This is a genomic window from Comamonas sp. JC664, from assembly GCF_042647185.1.
In genome coordinates this window covers 13,633-27,712 of sequence record NZ_JBHRUZ010000001.1, presented here as the reverse complement: position 1 = coordinate 27,712, position 14,080 = coordinate 13,633, and the positions used below count along the sequence as shown (strand labels likewise).

The window sequence follows — 14,080 nt, the reverse complement described above, 5'->3', positions numbered from 1 at the left end:
CAGCGCTGCATCTGCTCGGCCTGGTAGGCGATGGCACGGTGCACGGTCATCGACGAGCTTGGCGTTTGGCGCGCTTTGGCGCTGGGTGAGCAGCAACGCATAGGTGATGCCCAGGTGGTCGACCAAGGTGTGGCATCGGGCCAGCTTGCCGTCTTCGCTCTGGCTGCGGGCCAGCAACTCCTGCGTGGCCTGGTAGATGGCCGAGGCCGCGCTGCCGTGGCTGCTGCGGGGTGACAAGGGGTCGTGGCGGGAAGGGTGCGCATCTTCTCCGAGCGGGCTGATGTGCAGGCCCTTCGAGCAGCAGTTGCCAGGCCCAGGGTGCTGGCGGGCACTGGATCGCTCAGCAGCTGCAGGCGGGGCGAGTGCGCGCGTCATGCGGTGGCTGAGCAGCGCCAGCATCTCGGCGCGCTCCTGCGCGCTGTCGGCCAGGCTCCAGGACTGGCGCAGATCGGCCAGCGCATCCTGCGGCTCATCGCCGGGCAGCGGCAGCACGGCGGTCGCCCAGTCAATGCGCAGTTCCACGCCGGTGGCATTGAACGCCCAGGCCCATTGCCGCATGCGCGCTGCGCCCTCCGTCCAGGCCTCGGCAACGCTGGGCTGCTGGATGCTGAAGCTGGTGATGGGCAGGTTCTGCGCGGTGATGGTGTAGAACATCAGGCAGCCGTCCATAGGGCTTGGGCAGATCCACCGCCTGCTGGCCACAAAGCGCGCTGCCAGGCTCAGCTGGTGGGCCAGGCGGACGTGCGCAATGCACCTCCATGCACAGATGGCGCTCCTGCGCTTCATCAAACAGCGTCTCGCAGACCTCTGGGCTGAGCAAGGGGCGTTGTGGGTCATGTGCAGGTCTCCGGTCTGGGGGCTGGCCTCAAGGGCAATTGCCCAGCCTTGTCTTCATGAGTGCAACTCTGTGCCAACGCGAAAAACGGCAGCTGTTACCTCTGTGAAATTTATTAGATCATTGTTTTAAATGAGTATTTTTATTTTTCGTACGCCATAGGTGCGGCGTAAAAGGCAGTTTTGCTCCAGTTGTTACGGAGGTGTTTACGTAACGTTCGTCTTTGTGGGGGGAGCGTTTCGCCGCCCGGCAGCCAGCCTTTGGCGCAGGCAGGGTCTGTATAATCGGCCGGTTTTTGGCGCGCGCCAGGCGGGGCTTTTTCTGCCAACGGATGTGTGTACAGATACGCAAGATTTCTGCTGTTTTCTGCGGCTTTTGGTCCACTGCAACGAGAAAATCCCCCATGCAAAGTGCTTTCCCAGCGCGCTCTACCCTGCGATCCCTGGTGCCCGTCTTTTTCGCCAGCGCTGGGCGCGCGGTCTGCGTAGGTGTGCTGATTGGGGGGCGCTGCGCGCAGGCGCAGCCGCGCACGTCGCCTGCATTCGCCCGCTGTGGCGGAAGTGAGCCAGTTGCTGCAGCAGGGCAAGGCAGCGCAAGCCGCCAAAGAGGCCGATGCCTACCTGCGCAAGCAGCCCGGCGATGTGGAAATGCCTTTTTGCGCGGCGTGATCGCGATCGAGCAAAACAGCATGCACAAGGCGATCAAGATCTTCCAGGAGCTGACCCGCGATTACCCCGGCATGCCCGAGCCCACAACAACCTGGCCGTGCTGTATGCCGCTGATGGCCAGGACCGCAGGCCGCGCAGGCGCAGGAGCAATCGATGCGCACCAACCCCAGTTACACGACGGCGCATGAAAACCTGGGCGACCTCTACGCCCGCATGGCCAGCGATGCCTATGCCAGGCGCTGCAGCTCGAAGGCGCGCCCAAGCAGACGGCCCCCCAGCTGGCGCTGATCACGCAGATTGTCCCGGCCTCGCTCGCCAACGGAAAGAAACGCGCTGGTGCAGGCCGAGCCGATGTGCCGCCCAAACCGGTGGCGCCCCGCCACCGCCGCCAGCACCTGCGCCTGCGCCGGTGTCAGCGCCCGCACCAGCACCAGCCCCTGTTGCAGCGCCCAAACCGCCTGCGCCTAGCCCTGCACCGGCTGTTGTAGCCAAGCGGCATCCACGCCGGTTCCGGCGCCCAAGCGGCTCCGGCACCTGCGCCCACGCCTGCAGCCGCTCCGGCGCTGTGCCTGCTGAGCCCGCCAAGGCTGTGGCAGCAGTGCTGTGGCAGCCAATGCTGTGGCAGCCAGCGCCCGCCGCCCCAGCCGCCAAACCGGCAGACCGGTGGCCGAGACCAAGCCCAAGCCAGCGCGTGATACCGCCAAGCTCGATGTGGAGCGCGCCGTCAACAGCTGGGCCACGGCTTGGGAGAAGAGGACATGCCCGGCTACCTGGCCGCCTACAGCGACCATTTCAGCCCAGCCGGTGGCGGCAGCCTCAGTGCCTGGAAGGAAGAGCGGCGCCAGCGCATTGTCGGCAAGCAAGCGATTGTGGTGAATGTGCGCAATCTGCAGGTCAGCGTGGAGGGCGAGCAGGCAACAGCCAAGTTCCGCCAGTACTATGCGGCCGGCGCGCTCAAGACCACCACCCGCAAGACCTGGTGATGCGACTGGAAAAAGGCCATTGGCGCATCATGCGCGAGACCACGGGCGGCTGATCGCTCCGCGCTGCAACAGGCTATGATCGGCGCTGGTCCGCACAGAAGTCAGTTGAAGGAATCACAGGCAATGCCTTTTTGCAAGCAGTTTTGGCGCTCGGGCGTTGGTGCAGCCGTGGTGGCCGCGGCAGGTGCGGCGCTGGCTGCTGGCTCGCCGGCCACCGCCGCGCGCTGCTGCCCAGGCAAAGACGGCGCTGCCGCCAAGGCCCGCCAGCCCGATGCCGAAGAGCGCCTGGTTGCAGATCATTGCGCTGGTGCAAAACCAGCAGCTGGACCAGGCCCTCAAGGCCGCCGCCAGCTGACGGCGATGTGCCGCATTTTCAGGCCGCGCAGCTGGTGTATGCCGATCTGCTGCGTTTTCGCTCGGGCAGCCGGGCATTGACGCCCGCTGCGTGGCCCAGCGTGCCATGGTGCTGCCCGTTAAACATATACCCCTGCCGCAGGCCGGCGCAGCGGTGCCGCCCACGCCCGCTGCCAACGCCCAGGGCGGGCAGACCCTGGAGCAGCTCCAGGGTCTGCAGACGAGATCCGCCGCCGCATGCAGGCGCCCCAATCGCTGCGGCCGCCGGTCAGGTGCCTGCGGAGTTTCTGTCGCTGTCACCCTCGGTGGCCAGGTCATCGCCATCGATGCCAGCCAGTCGCGCCTCTACCTGCTGCGCCATGACCAAGCCAGCTGCAGCTTGTCGACAGCTTCTATGTCTCCGTCGGCAAGCTGGGGGTGGGCAAGCTCGAAGAGGGCGACCAGCGCACCCCCGAAGGCATCACTTTATTGGCCGCCAGATTGCGGCCAGCGCCTGCCCGAGTTCTATGGCAAGGGGGCTCTGACCCTGAACTACCCAATGACTGGGACAAGGCATGGGCCGCTCGGGCAGCGGCATCTGGCTGCATGGCGCGCCGCCGGACCAGTTCGCCCGCCTGCGCAGGGCCAGCGATGGCTGCGTGGTGCTGGCCAACCCCGATCTGCTTGCGCTGATGCGCACGGTGGACAAGCTCACGCCGGTGCTGATCCGCGAGAAGCTGCAGTGGGTGGCGCCAAGCGATGCCTCGCACCGCCAGAGCACTGACGCTTTCACGGCCGTGCTGCAGCAGTGGCACCAGCCTGGATGCAGGACGACCCCCAGCGCGCCTTGCAGCTGGCCACGCCGCAATGGACGGCCTCGTCCGAAGGCCAGGCCTGGCAGACACGCATGGCCGCGCTGTTCAAGGGCCGCAGTTGGAGCTGCAGGACATCTCTACCTACGGCTGGAAAGACGACAAGGGCGAGATTCGCGTGGCCAAACCTGAAGCTCAAGAGCCGCGAAACAGGCGCAGCCCTTGTCGCTGCGCCAGTACTGGCGCAAGGTGGGCAAGGACTGGCGGCTGTTCTCCGAAGATCTGCAAAACCAGGGCTGATCGCTCTTAGAACAGGTTCTTAGCCCATAGCAAAAGGCCAAACCAAGGTTTGGGCCTTTGTGCGTTGAGAGCCGTGGCGCTGTGCCAGGCTCAGGGGCTTGTGCCGCAGCTCAGTGCTGCGAGTCCGGGTCGTCCAGCAGCTGCTGGCGCAGCTTCTGGTCTTCGGTCATCTCAAACCACATGGCGTTGAGCACCGCAAAGGCGGCGGCCAGCGGCAGGCCGAGAATCCAGGAGAAATACCACATAGTCGAATCCTTTCTGTGTGCAGCGGCGCTCAGTAAGCGTGGCCGTTGCCGTCGTTGATGTCCTTGGCATTGACCTTGCCCCAGAGGACCGAGTAGACCCAGCTGGTGTAGGCCAGGATCAGCGGCATGAAGATGAGGGTGCAGACCAGCATGATGAACAAGGTCATGTGGCTGGACGACGAATCCAGACCGTGAGGCTAAAGCGCGGGTCCACCGACGAGGGCAGGATCATCGGGAACATCGAAGCGCCCACGGTCAGGATGATGCCGGCAATGCCCAAACCGCTGCTGATCATCGCCAGACCTTCCTTGCGGGAGCGGAGCAGCAGCGCAGCGATCAGGCAGCCAAGCACGCCGAGGATCGGCGCAGCCATCGTCCAGGGTGCTGCTGGTAGTTCTGCATCCAGGCGCCGGGCGCGTGGGCTGCGGTCTTGAACAGCGGGTTCGACGGGCCGGTGGTGTTCAGCGCCGAGGTGATGCTGTAGCCGTCAACAAACTTCCACAGCACGATGCCGGCGAGCACGAACAGCACAGCAGTCACAACCGCCGAGATGCTGCCCACGGTGCGGGCACGGGCGGCAATGGCGCCTTCGGTCTTGATGCACAGCCAGGCCGCCCCATGCATCAGCAGCATGGTGACGGAGATGAGGCCTGCGAGGATCGCGAAGGGGTTGAGCAGGCCAAAGAAGCTGCCGTCGTAGTGGATATAGAGCTCAGGCGTCAGGCGGAAGGGTACGCCCTGGAGCACATTGCCCATGGCCACGCCGCAGATCAGCGCGGGGATAAAGCTGCCGGCAAACAGCGCCCAGTCCCAGCGGCTGCGCCAGGCGGGGGACTCGTTCTTGCTGCGGTACTTGAAGGCGACCGGGCGCAGGATCAGACCGATCAGGATCACGAACATGGCCAGGTAAAAGCCGAGAAGGACACCGCATAGAGCTGCGGCCAGGCGGCAAAGATGGCGCCACCGCCCAGCACCAGCCAGACCTGGTTGCCTTCCCAGGTGGGGCCCACGGCATTGATGATGACGCGGCGCTCCAGGTCGTTCTTGCCCAGGAAGGGCAGGAGCATGCCGGTGCCCAGGTCAAAGCCATCCATCACGGCAAAGCCGATCAGCAGCACGCCCAGCAGGACCCACCAGATGACACGCAGGGTGTCGTAGTTCAAAAGTGTATGCAAGATCATGGTGTTACTTTCCCGAATAGGTGGGTTGCGCCGTGCGATCGAGGCATAGCTCAGCGGCTGCGGATCGCGCTGCTCGGGCTCGAGCTCGGGGCCCTTTTGGATGGCCTTGAGCATCAGCTTCATCTCGATGATCAGCAGCACCGTGTACAGCGCCACAAAGCCCAGGATCGTGATCAGCAAGGTGGTGACGCCCAGGTTGGACGCGGCCACAGCGGTGGGCAGCACGCCTTCGATGATCCAGGGCTGGCGGCCAAACTCGGCGACGAACCAGCCGCACTCGATCGCAACCCAGGGCAGCGGAATGGACCATACCGCCACCCACAGCAGCCAGCGGCGGTTTTCCAGCTGGTGGCGCGAGGCGAGGTAGAAGAATGCAGCCGTCAGCACGATGAAGAACATGCCCAGCGCGACCATGATGCGGAAGGTCCAGAACAGCGGAGCCACCTGCGGAACCGTGTCCCAGGCCGCCTTGGCGATCTGTGCGTCGCTGGCCTGGCGCGGGTCATCGACATAGCGCTTGAGCAGCAAGGCATAGCCCAGCGACTTGCCATTGGCCTCGAACTGCTCCTTGAGCTCGGGCGAGATCGTGGTCGTCGAGCCGGCATCGCGGATTTTCTCCAGCGCGTCATAGGCCTTGATACCGTCGCGGATCAGCACCTCGGCGTGCTTGACCAGGTCGTTGATGCCCTGCAGCTCGGTATCGAGCGAGCGCGTGCCGATCAGGCCCATCGCCCATGGGATATGGATCGCGTAATGGGTCTCGCGCGCCTCTTGGTCAGGAAAGCCGATGGCGGTGAAGGCGGCCGGCGCGGGCTCGGTCTCCCACATCGCTTCAATCGCTGCGAGCTTCATCTTCTGGTGCTCGCCCGACAGGTAGCCGGACTCATCACCCAGCACCACGACTGACAGTGAGCCGGCCAGGCCAAAGGCCGCAGCCACCGTCATCGAGCGCTTGGCCAGCGCCACATGGCGGCCCTTGAGCAGGTACCAGGCCGACACGCCCAGCACAAAGATGGCTGCGCAGACATAACCGGCAGAGACGGTGTGCACAAACTTGGCCTGCGCCACAGGGTTGGTCAGCACGGCGGCGAAGTCATTGACTTCCATGCGCATGGTCTGCGGGTTGAAGACGGCGCCCACGGGGTTCTGCATCCAGCCATTGGCGATCAGAATCCACAGCGCCGACAGATTGGTGCCCAGGGCCGTGAGCCAGGTGACGATCAAGTGCTTGACCGGCGAGAGCTTGTCCCAGCCAAAGAAGAACAGACCGACAAAGGTCGCCTCCAGGAAGAAGGCCATCAGCCCTTCGATGGCCAGCGGGGCGCCAAAGATGTCGCCCACATAGTGGCTGTAGTAGCTCCAGTTCATGCCGAACTGGAACTCCATCACCAGACCGGTCGCCACGCCGATGCGAAGTTGATGCCAAAGAGCACGCCCCAGAACTTGGTCATCTGGCGCCAGATGACACGCCGCGTCATCACATAGACCGTCTCCATGATGGCGATCAGCATGGACAGCCCCAGGGTCAGGGGAACGAAGAGAAAGTGGTACAGGGCTGTGAGTGCAAACTGCAATCTTGATAGCCCGACGATGTCGAGATCCATGAACTGGTCCTTCCGTGTTGTAAGTGCTCGATCTGGTAGAAAAACTACGTGGGTTCCAAACTGACGAATACCTGTGTTGCGTGAACCGGGCTAGCCAGGCCGCAATCGCTGCAACAGCGCTTCAAACTCCGCCGTGCCCTTGCGCGCTTGTGCCATGCTTTCTTGCAAGGGGGCGATCCAGACAATGCGGTCGGCGTGGCGCGCCTCGCGCTGCAAATGGCTGGCCATCACGATGGCGCCCTGGCCGCTGGCGGCCCGCTTTGCATGCCATTGCGCAATCGCATGCATCACCTGGGCGGCGGTCTGGCGGTCCAGGCCTTCGGTGGGTTCGTCCAGCAAGCCCAAGGGCGCTGGGTGCAGCAGCAGGCGGCCAGCGCCAGGCGGCGCGATTCGCCCCCCGACAGGCCCGCGCCCTGGCTGCCCAGGGGCGTGTTCAGTTGCCCCGGCAGGGCGCCGATGACATCGGCCAGGCCTGCCGTTTGCAGTGCGGCCCACAGCTCGGCATCGCTGGCGTCAGGCCGGCCCAGGCGCAGGTTGGCGGCCACGCTGGCCTGGAACAGCTCCGTGCGCTGGGGCAGGCTGGCGCATGGCTTGCGCAGCACCTGGCCGGCACTGGGTGCCAGGTCGCCGGCGATCAGCGCCATCAAACTGGATTTGCCCGCGCCGCTGGGCCCTGCCAGCACCAGCCATTCGCCATCGGCCACTTGCAGATCGATCTGCTGCAGCAAGGCGCGGGCGCTGCCCGGGTGTTGCAGGCCCACGGCCTGCATGTCGACGGCCAGGCCGGCTGCCGGTGCGCGGTTGTCTGTGGCGGCGGTGTGGGCCGGCGTATCGAGCAGCGGGGCAATACGGCGCGCAGCGAGCAAGGTGCGGCCCGCCTCCATCGCACCACGGCGGATGTGGACGAGGGGCTCCAGCGCCGCGAGCAGCAGCAAGGTGGCCAGCGCGGCAATGGGTGCCCCAATCTCGCCCTTCTGCGCCAGCCAGGCCGCGCAAAGCAGCGCAGCAGCGGTGGCGCAGTGGCCCAGCATCGCCATCGCAACGGCCAGCTGCGATTCCAGCCGGTTGAGGCGGATATCGGCAGCCCACTGCTGGCGCTCTGCCGCAGCAATGCGGGCCATCTGGCGCTGCAGGCTGCCAGCCATCACCAGCTCGGTCTGCGCGCCCACCGCATCAATCACCTGGGCCCGCAGTTGCTCGCCGGCAAAACTGCGGCGCAGCGCGGTCATAAAGCCCTGGCGCACACACCAGGCCACGCAGGCCAGGCCACCGGCCAGCACCATGGCGCCCACCAGCAGGCCGCTTTGCCAGTTCAAGAAGATCGTTAAAGCCAATGCAGTCACGCAGGCGCTGATGAGCAGCGATACGGCGGGGTGAGCAGGCGCAGGTAGACGGCATCCAGCGCATCGATGTCGGCGGTGAGGCGGTGCAGCAGGCGGGCAGGGCGCTGGCGCAGAGCCAATGCGGTATCTGCGGCGGCCAAGCGCGAGAACAGCTGCACCCGCAGGGCGGCCAGCACGCGCAACGTTGCATCGTGGGTGACGACCCGGTCGCTGTAGCGCGCGCCGGTGCGCAGCATCGAGAAAAAGCGCACGCCCGCGCCGGGCGCAAACACATCAAACACCACGGCCGTGGCGGTAGAAAGACCCGCCACATAGGCCGCGGTGAGGAACCAGCCCGACAAGCCCAGCAGCGCCATGCCGGCGCACACGGTGATCGCAGCGAGCAGACTGCCCAGCAGCATGCGCCGGCGGTAGGGCGATTGCGCAAACAGCTGGACGATGGTGCGCAGCGCGTTCCAGGCCTTCATGCGATGCTCCTCATGGCGGCGGGCAGGCCAGCGGCAATGGGCGGCTGGCTGCAATCGAGCGACAGCACCCGGTCCATGCAGGCGGCCAGAAGCGGATCATGGGTGGCCACCACCAAGGTCGCGCCGCGCGCTGCCAAGGCCAGCAGGCCCTGGCGCACAAACTGGGCGGTCTCGGCATCCAGATGGGCCGTGGGCTCATCGGCCAGCACCAGGCGGCAGCCAGGCGTGGCGGCTGCGCGTGCCAGGGTCAGGCGCAAGGCCTCGCCACCCGACAGGCCCAGGCCCCCGTCGCCCACCACGGCATTGCCGCGCAAGGCCAACACGGGGCCCAGGGCCGCGCTCTGCACCGCTTGCTGCAGTGCGGCCTCGTCGATATCTCGGCCCAGGCGAATGTTGTCCACCAGGCTGGCGGCCAGCACATGGGGCTTTTGCGCCACCCAGGCCATGCCGCTGCGCAGGCCGGCGGCGTGGGCTGCATCCATGGGTCGTCCATCGATGTGGATGCTGCCTGCGCTGGGCGCTGCCAGGCCCGCGATCAGCGCCATCACCGTGGATTTGCCGCTGCCGCTTTCGCCCCACAGCGCAACGCGCTCGCCAGCGGCAATCTCGGCGCTGAAGGCCTTGACCACCAAGGGGCTGTCGGCACTGTATTGAAAGCTGAGGTCTCGGATCGTCAGCGCGGCAGCCGCTGCGGTGTTGGCGCTGGCCGCGCGGTCCTGGTCGCTATCGCCACCACCCACCATCTGCGGGCCAGGCTGCTGCAGCGCTTGCAGTGCCTGCTCGGCCGCCACACCTGAGGCCTTGTCATGCCACACGGCCGATAGCTCGCGCAGCGGCTCAAAAAATGCCGGGGCCAGCAGCAGCACAAACATGGCCTGCGCCAAGCCCAAGGTACCGCCCCAGCTGCCAAACGGGATCTGGCCCAGCAGATGGAACCCGACATACACAGCGACCAGGGCCACGCCCAGCGCGGAGAAAAGCTCCAGCACTGCAGAGGACAGAAATGCAATCTTGAGCACGGCCATGGTGTTGGCGCGCAGCTGCTCTGCCGCACCGGCCAGCTGTTGCGCAACTTGCCCGACCGCACCCAGACCGCGAATACTGGCCAGGCCCTGCAGGCGATCGAGCAAAAACTGGTTCAGGTTGCCGACATCCTGCAAATGTTTTTTGCTGGCCGCCTCGGCCCGCCAGCCCACCAGCGCCATAAAGATGGGGATCAAGGGCGCAGCCACCAGCAGCACCAGGCCCGCCACCCAGGACAGGCTGAACACACAGACGAGGATGACCAGCGGCACCACCATGACCTTGGTGCGCGCTGTCGTGTAGCGAGCCCAGTAGGGCGTGATGTGGTCGGCCTGCTCGCTGAGCACACTGGCCGCCAGCCCGGCCGATGGGCGATGCGGGTGCAGGGGCGAGTGCAGCGCCAATGCCTGCAAGGCCTGCAGCCGCAGCTGCTGCGTGTGGGCGCGCGCTGCGGCAAAAGCGCGGCGCAGGCCATAGCCATCGACCAGGGCCCGCAGCAAGCCCAAGGCCAGGAACAGGGCGCAAGCCTTGGCCAATGTCGACCAAGCCGCTTGCTGGTGGATCGCCTCAATTCCCCAGGCAATCACTGCCGCCTGCGGCAACCACAGCAAGGCTGCCAGCACCTGCCACCACGCGCCCTTCGCAGAGGGGCGCGTTGCCACAGCAGGGCTGATGGCGGAGGAGGTGGCGCGGTTGGATGGCATGGGGTAAGTTTTTAGTTTTCAGAAATTCTTGAAACTATTGTATATCCAAGATGCTCATTAATTCAATTTATCGAATAGCTGATACGAACTGCCTTCGATGAAGGTGTGGCACTTGTCTGTCAGCGCAACGGCGCAGATTGCTACGAAATTAAGAGCGCTAAAGGCTCTAAAAAACTAGATGAAGCAGAAATTGCTGCAGTCTAAAGAGCCTTCAGTCCTGGCTGCAGCACGGTGTTTCGGGCCCGCTTTGCCAAGAGCTTGAGCCGATTGTGTTGCCTAGAGTGTGAACAGAGCTTGCTGTAAGTCAAGAACAGCGCGGGTTCTCCCTAGGGGATGGGCTGGGAGAGATGGGGCGTTGTTGGGGGGCGACTGGAATCGTCGCTAACCGACAAAACCAGGGAGACAGGTCTGGGTGCGCGCAGCGTGAAGTCTGCCCGCTCAGGATTGAGTGAGGATGGCTCCAGATGACAGTGACCGTTGCGTTTGGAAACCAAGTGGGAGATGGATTCCAAGCTTTGAGAGTTGCTAGTTCTAGATAGGCAGGCGGTTTGTGTGGCAGAGCAAGTAGAAGTCAAGTAGCTCAATGAGGTGCGTCTTGCCGTAATACCAAGCGCAATTTCAAGGTTCTCTCGCCGCGAGATTGGATACAGATGGGTGCTCGTCTCTTTAGCGGATATCCGACGCTGTCCAAATTCTTGCAATTTGTTGTCAAACAGATTATTTGGATAGAAATATTTAGCAGACTAATGATTATCTCGAATTGTCGGAATTTATGAATGAATTAGACTTTTAGAGTTTGCTGGCTTTGGTGTAGATTTGCTCGATGCCAAGGTTTGCAAAAAATCTCAGCTGCTTCATTTTGAGAGGATAAGAAATTGGTGTATTTTAACATTCCAGGTCCACTCGGCGTGCGTGAGCATAGTAATAACCACGATGGGCCGTTCAGTAATAAATTCTTCCACAATGGCGTTCATCAATCTCCTAGTCAGGGCTCTGATGGTGCAGTGGGGGACCTATATTTTCCGACGCCGTTAGCTCACAAGATAGCAAATTCTGATATTTCTGCTGGATTAATGTGTGAACAGCTGAGTGAAGCAGAATTTTCAGTGCTGGTGATGGCTCTTTGCCAAGATGCAATTGCCTTGGCGGAGCAAAGGCAGGCAGAACTTCAACACTGGGATGCTGCGGCAAAAAAGCGTACATGGATTTGGTTTAATTCTTCAAGCGATGAGCTCAGAGATTTTTTGCTAAAGGGTATTGCTGCAACCATTGTGAGCTTACGAGCGCTAAGGGCGAAAGATTTCGTTCAGTATTCCGAGGAGAATATAAATCTAGGTTCGTGCCGCGGGTCGGTAGTTGATCCTGAGGCCGCAGCATCGGTTTGCCCAGTGGATATCACTAACAAGAGAATTATGATCGCGCCAAAATTTTGTGGTCTGAGCAGAGATAAAAGAAACCCATATAATGGAGAGATCGGAGATGGAGATAGTCAGCTTTTGACTCTCGTGCATGAAGTCACCCATTTCAAAGACGTGTTTGGTTCCAATGATAATTTTTATAGTACCTTTAGATCTATTAAGTATGTAGAGGATCCTGGTATCCGTTTTAATGCGGATAGCCTTGCTGCTTATATTATTGGCACTAACCCAAGAAAGGAGCGCTATTGATGCTAAATCCATGCAGTTGGCCCAAAAGAGCTGCCGTTTCACTGCTGCTCCTGTTTGGAGTATCATCAGTTTCTGCTTGCTCACTGATTGGGTTGCAGCATGAGGTGAAATTTCATGCGAATGATTCAAGCCTTGGTAAAAGTGAGGCAGTGGCGCTTGCTAGATGGTTTTTACATCAAAGAGATATAAGGCCCAATGATGAAGTTGACATTGTGTCCATGTATCCAGCGGGAAATAAAATGTTGGAGCAACTATCTCGCGGCAGAATGCAAAATATCGCAAAGATCATAACGGCCTTGAATACCGATGAGATTAGGGTAGTTTTGAATTCAGGTGAGGGGCAGCAGGATGCAGCAGAACCCCTAGGGTACGTGTATAACGAAGTACTCGTGATAATGGCACCTTCCTGTTCAAGGACTGGCACCTGTTGCGGTATCACTGTGAAGTAACGGACGCATGCGGCAATCCAGATTCATCTGGTTGCCGCTCTGCATCATTCAGCCTGAATCCCGGCGTCAGTTCCTGCCCCCTGCTGCTCCAACTTCTGCAACACCCAATGAATATGGCTGCGCAGCGCATACAACTCATCCGCATACGACAGCGGCACGGTGATCTTCTCGACCTTGCGGCTCAGCTCCAGCAATTCGGCCTGGATGCTCGCGCGGTCGGGGTTGGGTTGCTCCATCTCGTGCTCGATGGCACGCAGCTGGCCGTACCACTTGAAGACGCGGGAGCGCACGCGGAACTGGTAGAGGGGGGGCACGACCCGTGACAGCGGCAGCATGAAGGCCAGCAAAACACCCAGCACCAGCCACATGCGCTCGACCAGGTTGGCGAGCCAGAAGGGCAGGTAGCGCTGCAGCAGGGGGGCGGGTTCGTTGATGGCGCGCACGCCTTCGGGGGAGACGGCCAGTTCGCTGCTGCGGGTGTTGGGAAAGTCGCGTGCGCGGTTGAACCAACCCGCCTGGCTGTGGATGCCTTGCGAGGCCTGGGCGAACAGCTGCTTGATGGCGGGGTGGGTGTCATCGCGGGCCAGCAGCGAGGTGGTGGAGGCCAGCAGGTGCACGTTTTGCGGCGGCACATTGGCGGCAAGGTCGACAATGCCGCGCGGTAGGGTGACGGGGCTGAGGAACCTGAACTTGCGGCCATAGGCCTCGTTTTGCGGAAAATCCATCAGCTGCACGCCGGGGGTCTTCAGCAGCATCTGCACCATGGGCGATTCCGGCGCGGAGACCAGCACCATCGCATCGATCTTGCCATCCAGAAACGCGACGGTCGCAGGCGTCTCAGCCAGGTGCGACACACGCAGCTGGGCCAGATTCAGGCGGTTGGCCTCCAGCAATTGGTTGAACAGATTGGGCACGCCGCTGCCGGCGGTGCCGACATTGACACGCCAACCCGCCAGTTGCGTCAGATTGCTCAAGTGGGCGCGTTTGGTCAGGCGCTGCGCAGCATCGCTGCGGTAGAACAGCCAGACGGGCTCGACAAACAGCGCGCCCAGCGAGGTGAGGCTATCGAGGTCGTCCTCGGTCAGCTCGGCGGTGCCGCCTTGCACAAAGGCCAGATCGACCTTGCCCTCGCGCAGCAGCTGCAGGTTGTCGAAGGAGCCTTCGCTGCCGACGAGGTCTACCCGGATCTTGTTCCTGGCCAGGGGCGTGCGGTACTGCTCGCCAAAGCTGGCGTAAGCGCTTTGGGCCGGGCCGGTGGCCAGCTTGACCTGCGAGGGCGGGTTGGGCTTGAGCCACCAGTAGGCCCCCACGATCAAGGCCACGGCCAGGATGACCAGCGGGCCGCCGGAGACCAGCGCATCGCGGATATTGAGCACCAGGGTGATCAGGGTTTGGCGCAGCCCGTAGGCTTTTTGGCGCATCGACGTGGAGCGGTCACCCATGGTGTGTGGCGGGCTGCCTGCGCA

Annotated in this window: 14 protein-coding genes and 4 pseudogenes; 7 read left to right on the top strand and 11 right to left on the bottom strand. The window is 62.6% G+C overall.

Annotation, left to right across the window (positions count from 1 at the left end):
- Positions 1-837, bottom strand: a pseudogene (locus ACFODQ_RS00150) (hypothetical protein); the annotation flags it as partial.
- Positions 838-955: 118 nt separating this feature from the next.
- Positions 956-1,240: a hypothetical protein gene (locus ACFODQ_RS00145; protein ID WP_377014276.1), complete on the bottom strand. Its 285-nt coding sequence runs from the start codon at positions 1,238-1,240 to the stop codon at positions 956-958.
- 259 nt (positions 1,241-1,499) lie between these two features.
- Here ACFODQ_RS00145 and ACFODQ_RS00140 point away from each other — a divergent pair, with 259 nt between their 5' ends.
- Positions 1,500-1,691, top strand: a complete 192-nt coding sequence (locus ACFODQ_RS00140) for a hypothetical protein (protein WP_377014274.1) — start codon at positions 1,500-1,502, stop codon at positions 1,689-1,691.
- 39 nt (positions 1,692-1,730) lie between these two features.
- On the opposite strand, the gene ACFODQ_RS00135 is transcribed toward ACFODQ_RS00140, so the two are convergent.
- Positions 1,731-1,934, bottom strand: a complete 204-nt coding sequence (locus ACFODQ_RS00135) for a hypothetical protein (protein WP_377014272.1) — start codon at positions 1,932-1,934, stop codon at positions 1,731-1,733.
- Positions 1,935-2,246: 312 nt separating this feature from the next.
- On the opposite strand from ACFODQ_RS00135, the gene ACFODQ_RS00130 reads away from it, so the two are divergent.
- From ACFODQ_RS00130 to ACFODQ_RS00110, 5 genes and pseudogenes are all read left to right on the top strand, one after another.
- Complete coding sequence (locus ACFODQ_RS00130; RefSeq protein WP_377014270.1) at positions 2,247-2,486, top strand: hypothetical protein; 240 nt, start codon at positions 2,247-2,249, stop codon at positions 2,484-2,486.
- A 123-nt stretch (positions 2,487-2,609) separates the two neighbouring features.
- Positions 2,610-2,921: a hypothetical protein gene (locus tag ACFODQ_RS00125; protein WP_377014268.1), complete on the top strand. Its 312-nt coding sequence runs from the start codon at positions 2,610-2,612 to the stop codon at positions 2,919-2,921.
- A 191-nt stretch (positions 2,922-3,112) separates the two neighbouring features.
- Complete coding sequence (locus tag ACFODQ_RS00120) at positions 3,113-3,364, top strand: hypothetical protein (protein ID WP_377014266.1); 252 nt, start codon at positions 3,113-3,115, stop codon at positions 3,362-3,364.
- 30 nt (positions 3,365-3,394) lie between these two features.
- Positions 3,395-3,487 (top strand): annotated as a pseudogene (locus ACFODQ_RS00115) (L,D-transpeptidase family protein); the annotation flags it as partial.
- Between the two features lie 155 nt (positions 3,488-3,642).
- The gene (locus ACFODQ_RS00110; RefSeq protein ID WP_377014278.1) at positions 3,643-3,954 is read left to right on the top strand and encodes a hypothetical protein; all 312 of its coding nucleotides are present in this window, start codon (positions 3,643-3,645) and stop codon (positions 3,952-3,954) included.
- 87 nt (positions 3,955-4,041) lie between these two features.
- Here ACFODQ_RS00110 and cydX read toward each other — a convergent pair whose 3' ends face one another.
- The 7 genes and pseudogenes from cydX to cydD all read right to left on the bottom strand — a co-directional run bounded on the left by cydX (position 4,042) and on the right by cydD (position 10,498).
- Entirely contained in the window at positions 4,042-4,176 is a 135-nt protein-coding gene (cydX, locus tag ACFODQ_RS00105; RefSeq protein WP_021025677.1) for a cytochrome bd-I oxidase subunit CydX, read from the bottom strand.
- 29 nt (positions 4,177-4,205) lie between these two features.
- Positions 4,206-5,357 (bottom strand): annotated as a pseudogene (gene cydB / locus ACFODQ_RS00100) (cytochrome d ubiquinol oxidase subunit II).
- Between the two features lie 78 nt (positions 5,358-5,435).
- Positions 5,436-6,961 (bottom strand): annotated as a pseudogene (locus tag ACFODQ_RS00095) (cytochrome ubiquinol oxidase subunit I); the annotation flags it as partial.
- A 90-nt stretch (positions 6,962-7,051) separates the two neighbouring features.
- Positions 7,052-7,300 (bottom strand): hypothetical protein, encoded by a 249-nt coding sequence (locus tag ACFODQ_RS00090; RefSeq protein ID WP_377014263.1) that lies wholly within the window; start codon positions 7,298-7,300, stop codon positions 7,052-7,054.
- Positions 7,249-8,304 (bottom strand): ATP-binding cassette domain-containing protein, encoded by a 1,056-nt coding sequence (locus tag ACFODQ_RS00085; protein ID WP_377014261.1) that lies wholly within the window; start codon positions 8,302-8,304, stop codon positions 7,249-7,251. The genes ACFODQ_RS00090 and ACFODQ_RS00085 overlap by 52 nt, the downstream gene beginning before the upstream one ends.
- Entirely contained in the window at positions 8,301-8,771 is a 471-nt protein-coding gene (locus tag ACFODQ_RS00080; protein WP_377014259.1) for a hypothetical protein, read from the bottom strand. The genes ACFODQ_RS00085 and ACFODQ_RS00080 overlap by 4 nt, the downstream gene beginning before the upstream one ends.
- Positions 8,768-10,498: a thiol reductant ABC exporter subunit CydD gene (gene cydD / locus ACFODQ_RS00075; protein ID WP_260719678.1), complete on the bottom strand. Its 1,731-nt coding sequence runs from the start codon at positions 10,496-10,498 to the stop codon at positions 8,768-8,770. The genes ACFODQ_RS00080 and cydD overlap by 4 nt, the downstream gene beginning before the upstream one ends.
- Positions 10,499-11,376: 878 nt before the next feature.
- On the opposite strand from cydD, the gene ACFODQ_RS00070 reads away from it, so the two are divergent.
- Complete coding sequence (locus ACFODQ_RS00070; protein ID WP_377014256.1) at positions 11,377-12,165, top strand: hypothetical protein; 789 nt, start codon at positions 11,377-11,379, stop codon at positions 12,163-12,165.
- Between the two features lie 493 nt (positions 12,166-12,658).
- Here the strand turns inward: ACFODQ_RS00070 and ACFODQ_RS00065 are convergent, their stop codons facing one another.
- Entirely contained in the window at positions 12,659-14,056 is a 1,398-nt protein-coding gene (locus ACFODQ_RS00065) for a TAXI family TRAP transporter solute-binding subunit (RefSeq protein ID WP_377014254.1), read from the bottom strand.
- Positions 14,057-14,080: the final 24 nt, after the last annotated feature.

Coding starts and splice junctions, on each gene's coding strand:
- ACFODQ_RS00065 (WP_377014254.1), bottom strand. CDS start 14,056: ATGGGTGACCGCTCCACGTCGATGCGCCAAAAAGCCTACGGGCTGCGC.
- ACFODQ_RS00110 (WP_377014278.1), top strand. CDS start 3,643: ATGCAGGACGACCCCCAGCGCGCCTTGCAGCTGGCCACGCCGCAATGG.
- cydD (WP_260719678.1), bottom strand. CDS start 10,498: ATGCCATCCAACCGCGCCACCTCCTCCGCCATCAGCCCTGCTGTGGCA.
- cydX (WP_021025677.1), bottom strand. CDS start 4,176: ATGTGGTATTTCTCCTGGATTCTCGGCCTGCCGCTGGCCGCCGCCTTT.
- ACFODQ_RS00080 (WP_377014259.1), bottom strand. CDS start 8,771: ATGAAGGCCTGGAACGCGCTGCGCACCATCGTCCAGCTGTTTGCGCAA.
- ACFODQ_RS00145 (WP_377014276.1), bottom strand. CDS start 1,240: ATGGGGGATTTTCTCGTTGCAGTGGACCAAAAGCCGCAGAAAACAGCA.
- ACFODQ_RS00125 (WP_377014268.1), top strand. CDS start 2,610: ATGCCTTTTTGCAAGCAGTTTTGGCGCTCGGGCGTTGGTGCAGCCGTG.